General features: G+C 37.4%; 8 protein-coding genes and 1 other RNA gene. 4 read left to right on the forward strand and 5 right to left on the reverse strand.

Annotated features, from left to right (window positions below; translation table 11 throughout):
* Positions 1-93 precede the first annotated feature (93 nt).
* The 3 genes from JQC92_RS20685 to JQC92_RS20695 form a co-directional block, all read right to left on the reverse strand.
* Positions 94-729 (reverse strand): hypothetical protein, encoded by a 636-nt coding sequence (locus JQC92_RS20685; protein ID WP_205001432.1) that lies wholly within the window; start codon positions 727-729, stop codon positions 94-96.
* 1 nt (position 730) lies between these two features.
* Positions 731-943, reverse strand: a complete 213-nt coding sequence (locus tag JQC92_RS20690) for a hypothetical protein (RefSeq protein WP_205001433.1) — start codon at positions 941-943, stop codon at positions 731-733.
* A 70-nt stretch (positions 944-1,013) separates the two neighbouring features.
* A complete protein-coding gene (locus JQC92_RS20695; protein ID WP_205001434.1) occupies positions 1,014-1,805 on the reverse strand; it encodes an SAM-dependent methyltransferase in 792 nt (263 codons plus the stop codon).
* Between the two features lie 428 nt (positions 1,806-2,233).
* Here JQC92_RS20695 and JQC92_RS20700 point away from each other — a divergent pair, with 428 nt between their 5' ends.
* The gene (locus JQC92_RS20700; protein WP_205001435.1) at positions 2,234-2,761 is read left to right on the forward strand and encodes an outer membrane protein assembly factor BamE; all 528 of its coding nucleotides are present in this window, start codon (positions 2,234-2,236) and stop codon (positions 2,759-2,761) included.
* A 59-nt stretch (positions 2,762-2,820) separates the two neighbouring features.
* Here JQC92_RS20700 and JQC92_RS20705 read toward each other — a convergent pair whose 3' ends face one another.
* Both JQC92_RS20705 and JQC92_RS20710 read right to left on the reverse strand, forming a co-directional pair.
* Complete coding sequence (locus tag JQC92_RS20705; RefSeq protein ID WP_205001436.1) at positions 2,821-3,156, reverse strand: RnfH family protein; 336 nt, start codon at positions 3,154-3,156, stop codon at positions 2,821-2,823.
* Complete coding sequence (locus JQC92_RS20710) at positions 3,156-3,596, reverse strand: SRPBCC family protein (RefSeq protein ID WP_205001437.1); 441 nt, start codon at positions 3,594-3,596, stop codon at positions 3,156-3,158. The genes JQC92_RS20705 and JQC92_RS20710 overlap by 1 nt, the downstream gene beginning before the upstream one ends.
* Positions 3,597-3,743: 147 nt before the next feature.
* Here JQC92_RS20710 and smpB point away from each other — a divergent pair, with 147 nt between their 5' ends.
* From smpB to JQC92_RS20725, 3 genes are all read left to right on the forward strand, one after another.
* Positions 3,744-4,232, forward strand: coding sequence for an SsrA-binding protein SmpB (gene smpB, locus JQC92_RS20715; RefSeq protein WP_205001438.1), 489 nt, complete (start codon positions 3,744-3,746; stop codon positions 4,230-4,232).
* Between the two features lie 129 nt (positions 4,233-4,361).
* Positions 4,362-4,726, forward strand: a transfer-messenger RNA (tmRNA) gene (gene ssrA / locus JQC92_RS20720).
* 180 nt (positions 4,727-4,906) lie between these two features.
* Positions 4,907-5,332, forward strand: a complete 426-nt coding sequence (locus tag JQC92_RS20725; RefSeq protein ID WP_205001439.1) for a DUF4917 family protein — start codon at positions 4,907-4,909, stop codon at positions 5,330-5,332.
* Positions 5,333-5,427: the final 95 nt, after the last annotated feature.

Here is a 5,427-nt window from a genome sequence, read left to right on the forward strand (position 1 = left end):
TTCTGGAAACGCTCACTAAAAACAAATTTGCTTTTGATATTTATCACCAGAGTTGGACTTCCTGCTCTGGCGAGCTCGCTTGTATTTGTGACTTTAGATCATATAGATCTGATCAGTCCCTAATTCTTTAAAGTTTCCATTCGCTTTTATCTCAAAAGCATTAGCAGACTCTAGGACTTTTAAAAAGCAGACTTGCCTAGTCACTGGATCGTCAACTAAATGTAAAGCTTTCTGCACATATCTTTGACTTGAAGGATACGCACCGAGGTTATAATAAAAATTCGCCATCCTAATATAGACATCCCGCTGATTACTAGGATCGACTATATGATCGATTACTTTTATTTGTTTTTTTGCTGCTTGTAATGCATTGCCGTATTCGTCTAATGCTAAGTAATTCGTCATTTGAAAGCGATACACCAGTGATTCAAGTTCAATGGATATAGCTAATCGTTCTGCACTTTTTAATAATTTGATTGCGAGTTCATGATCACCTAAATAAATAAAATATACCGCTTTCCAAATAAACAATTTACCTTGTTGCTCTATACTTAATTCATTTGTATTAAGCTCTAATTCTTTTATTAACTCGTCAGCTTGGGTTAAGTCTGATGTCACAACTTGTCTAAGTTGTTCAAGTTTTTGCTCAACAGTAGTAAAATCTTGCGCATAAGAAGTGCTGGCTATTAGAAAACTAACAGCCAGAAAGAGGGTCGAAAAAAGATTCAATTTAAAGTTCTTCACCAGTTGCGATATATAGCATTTTGAGACCTGATGAAGATGTCTTAGAAATCTTTTCTAATTTCTTTTCATCCTTAGTCATAATTGCTTCAATTTCATCATCTGCTACGCCATGCTTTTTCATCACACCACGAGGGTCTTTTTTATAAGCAGCTAAGAGCTCTGTATCTTGTCCTAGTTTTTCTAAAAATTCTGCTAACATTCCTGTTTGCTCCTTTTCTTTTATATTTCCATTTTAAAACTATTTATTAAGCTTTTATGAATCGAAAAGCTCAGCCTAAATCTTCTGGAGTAATGCCTAATTTCTCCATAACTTCTATGTTGTATTCCAACTTTTTAGAAGGCGGTATCACTAAAGTACTAATGTGATTTAACTTTGCGTATGGCAAATCTTGTAACTTAATTCTGTCAATTCTAGGTTCAAACACTGGTAAGTTGGCGGCTTCATAGATAATAATTTCATGCTCTAGCGGGTACCATTCAGATAATTGTTCCACCAGAATTTGCAAACGGTCAGAGTCAGTATGAAACTTCGTAAGTGTGTGTTCACCCGCTAAAGAAATTTGCCACAGTAATAAGTAAGTTGTTGGATCTGGAATATGCTTAAAAAACATGAATTGGCTAGCTTCGTAGCCCTGATTACCACTTTTACCAGGATCTATACCTACGTCAGCCCATAAGCATGCTTCTGCTGAAATTGCAGGTTCCATATGGGCATTAAAACCCTCTTTTTTTGCCTGAGCGATTGCAATGTGAGAGATACAAGCAAAAACACCTGGGTGTCCATATAATGCACAAACGGTTTTTTTATCTGCACGAACAGCATCTATAATAGCGGCAACCATTTCTTTATAGGTATCTCGACGGCTTTTAATTTCGCCTTCTTGAGCATAGAAAGGTTGGAGGTCAACAATATTGTCATTGAGCCCTTCCACCCAATGTTGAGCATTACTTTCAGGGACGAGTGTAAAAACGACATCAGCCTTCTCGATGTAATCCTTACTTCTTACGCTAATATGGCCAGCCAGTTGTAGCCCGGTTCCAACAAAGACAAGTGAACCCAAAATTTACCTCAACGAAATTTTTGTTATTATTTTGCGCCTTAAGTTAATCAGTAAGGCATTGATAGTCAATGCGTAAATTACATTAGCAATAACATATATACAACACATATATTCACATAGCATTACATTTAAACAATATAATGAAATCGATTTCACATCGTTAATATGGTTGAAAGCCAAGTCATATCTAGTATTAACGCTCTAGGAAAGAATTCTTGCCATCGTTCTTATTGTTGAAGGCTAAACTGAAAACTGTCTCTCTTAATTGACGAACAAAATGTTACATTTTGAAAAGTAAGATGCATTTATCATTTAAATATTGAACTTATTTACAGAGTTATATTCAAATAGCTCAATAACAATAACCTTGTCATCATAGTATCAGCTTGGGTATGATGGCGGCAGAATTTTAGAATACAGTGGTTAACATGATCGATAAAAAGCAGGGAGTTACCCTTTTAGGGGCAGTAGCGCTTTCGTTATCTTTAAGTGCGTGTAGTGTTTTTGATTGGCTAATCTATAAGCCAGATGTTCCGCAAGGTAACTATATGGATCAGCAGCAAGTTGAAAAACTGCGCATCGACATGACCAAAGAACAGGCCGAGTACGTCTTAGGCCACCCTGTTTTACGAGATAGCTTTGCTGATAATACTTGGTATTATATTTATCACTATAAAAGTGGTCGCGATGCTAGCATTATCCATAAAGAGCTCATTCTGAACTTTGACAAAAATAAACTCGTCAAAGTCACTGGTGATTATAAATTAAGTGAGAGTTTTGATGTGCCTCTAGGTCAAGAGTCACTACCAGAAGTAAAATCATCCCCAAGTAAGCCTATGAATCCGGATGTTCGTCCTGATGCAAAACCGCTTGTAAAGGAAAGTGCTGCAGAACCACAGCTTAAGAAACCGATTAAAAATATTGATAAAAGAATCAAAGAGAAAAAATCTCAGTAATCGCGATTAAATAGCGCCAATAGGCGCTTTTTATTAGTAATTTTCACATCACAACGCAATTACTTAATTTTTCCACCTGTAACTTTGTTGGCTCTTCCTTCTTGAACGGCTTTTTCAGCTCGGCGACGTCGAACATCTTTTGGATCAGCAATTAACGGACGATAAACCTCCAGCCGATCTCCAGGCTCGATAACTCTGTCATGTTTAACTAAATTACTAAAGACGCCCAGCTTTACTGACTCAAGATCTATCTCAGGAAAAAAAGTAACCAAGTTGCTTAACTTAAGCACTTCAATAGCTGTAGTTCCGCTGTTAACTTTTACTTGGAGAATTTTTTGTTGCTTAGGTAATGCATAAACGACATCAACCATAAAAACATTTTGATCATGATTCATTATTGATTACCACCATAGACCACTTTCGCTCGTTGCGTGAACGCTGTCACCATAGATCCCATTAGCTCTTTAAAGAGTTTATTAAAAGCAAAGTCAACCAACGAGCTACTAAACTCAAAGTCCAGATCAAATTCTACTTTACATGCATCTTCAGCAAGTTCAGTGAACTTCCACTTACCCTTTAAATGCTTAAAGGGTCCGTTTTCGAGCTGTAACTGAATAGACTTACCTTCAACTAAATCGTTCTTTGTTGTAAACGTTTTATTCATCCCTGCTTGACGAATATCAACGGACGCCACCATTGTTTCACCATCAAAGCTAAGGACTTTGCCACCAACACAACCAGGAAGAAACTCTTTATAAGACTCTACATCATTAACAAGTTGATACATTTGCAACGCACTATGTCGCACTAACATACTTCGGGAAATCTGTGGCATACATTCATCAGCAATTATAATTTAAGTGCGATTTTACTATTAAGCATTTAAAGAAACAAAAAAATTACAAAGTATTTTTGCTAACTACTAATAACACAACGAATTGTTATAGCCCACCCAAAGCAACATGAGTATAATGTCGATATTATGGCAAAGAAAAAATCAAAAAAAGCGGCGCCTGGCAGTATTGTCCGAAATAAACGCGCCACCTTCGAATACAAAATCGAAGAAAAAATTGAAGCTGGTCTTGAACTACAAGGTTGGGAAGTGAAATCTTTACGAATGGGTAAAGTGACACTTGCTGATACTTATGTATTTATTAAAGACGGTGAGTGCTGGATGCATGGATGTACAGTAACACCGCTAAATACAGCATCAACCCACACTTATTGTGAACCAGCGCGGCTTAAAAAACTATTACTCAAGCGTAAAGAAATCGATAAGCTTGAAGGCTTAGTTGAAAGACAAGGATACGCTATCGTTCCTCTTGCTCTTTATTGGCGTAAAAATGCGTGGGTAAAAGTAGAGATAGGCCTTGGTAAAGGTAAAAAAGAACACGATAAACGTGATGCCGACAAAGACCGAGATTGGCAACGAGAAAAATCTCGAACAATGAAAGAAAGCTTAAAGCAATAACGTTGACAGCCTATGAGTCATTTAAACACTCATATAAAGTACTTGGCGGTATAAATTATCACCATTTAATAAGCCTTTATGAAATAAGTGTTGGCTGAGCTCATAGGTAAACGTTATACTGAAATTCTTGGGGGCGATTAGGATTCGACAGGATTCACGAAACCCTGGGAGCATGTCGAGGGGCGGTTGGCCTCGTAAAAAGCCGCACAGTTATAGTTGCAAACGACGATAACGTACAAGCTGTAGCCGCTTAATAACCGGTTTTTCAGCCCATCCAGCTCACGTTTCTCAAATGGGCAGAGTAATTGGATGGTCATCTAACATTTGATAGCGAGGGAACCTTGTTTGGGGGTGAACCGCGAAACAGTACCAAACTCACCTGAGGATATCCTGTCTTTCGGAGCTCTGCTAGGTTAAATAAAAGAAAGACTAAACATGTAGCGCCTTGGATGTAGGCTTTCTGGACGGGGGTTCAAATCCCCCCGCCTCCACCAAATAAAACAAGGGCTTAGCAGAAATGCTAAGCCCTTTTTCTTTGCCTGTGGCGACAAGATGGCGGCAGCGAGAAAGTTTTGTGGCGGCAAATCCCTTTAAAAACCATTCACTGAAAACATAAGATCTCTCTTCTAAAAGTAGAAATAATAAAAATGGCACTCCTTTCATATCAAGATGCAATGGCTGCATCAACCGAAACAGGTTCAACACCTTCGATAGTTTTAGCTAACGGCTTTTCTCAAGCATGGAAAGCTACAATATTTAACTACAAGAACTTACTTCAAAAAGCAAATTTCAGAACTCGTCATACTGAGATCAAAGAACTTTTTGATTCATTTGAAACGTTTGATTTTGAAAAGATAATGTTAGCTCTCAGCTCTGCTGAAAAAGTATGCGAGACATATGATTTTCCTAGACATAAGATTGATGAAATAAAAGATGATCAAGAGCAATTAAAAAACTCTTTAATTGATGCCATTTCAAAAACTCACCCAGAAAGATCTAGTTTTGTAACGACAGATGAATACGAAAAAGCAAAACCGTTTATTTTTAGTTTTCGCAAAGTCTTTACATTAAATGGGACTGATCAGATCTATATGATCTAAAGTCACAAATACAAGCGAGCTCGCCAGAGCAGGAAGTCCAACTCTGGTGATAAATATCAAAAGCAAATTTGTTTTTAGTGAGCGTTTCCAGAAGG

The organism is Parashewanella hymeniacidonis (assembly GCF_016900895.1).
Taxonomy (GTDB): domain Bacteria; phylum Pseudomonadota; class Gammaproteobacteria; order Enterobacterales; family Shewanellaceae; genus Parashewanella; species Parashewanella hymeniacidonis.

Excerpts from the sequence above, each read along its gene's own strand:
- JQC92_RS20725 (WP_205001439.1), top strand. The coding sequence starts at position 4,907 with ATGGCTGCATCAACCGAAACAGGTTCAACACCTTCGATAGTTTTAGCT.
- smpB (WP_205001438.1), top strand. The coding sequence starts at position 3,744 with ATGGCAAAGAAAAAATCAAAAAAAGCGGCGCCTGGCAGTATTGTCCGA.
- JQC92_RS20705 (WP_205001436.1), bottom strand. The coding sequence starts at position 3,156 with ATGAATCATGATCAAAATGTTTTTATGGTTGATGTCGTTTATGCATTA.
- JQC92_RS20700 (WP_205001435.1), top strand. The coding sequence starts at position 2,234 with ATGATCGATAAAAAGCAGGGAGTTACCCTTTTAGGGGCAGTAGCGCTT.
- JQC92_RS20690 (WP_205001433.1), bottom strand. The coding sequence starts at position 943 with ATGTTAGCAGAATTTTTAGAAAAACTAGGACAAGATACAGAGCTCTTA.
- JQC92_RS20710 (WP_205001437.1), bottom strand. The coding sequence starts at position 3,596 with ATGCCACAGATTTCCCGAAGTATGTTAGTGCGACATAGTGCGTTGCAA.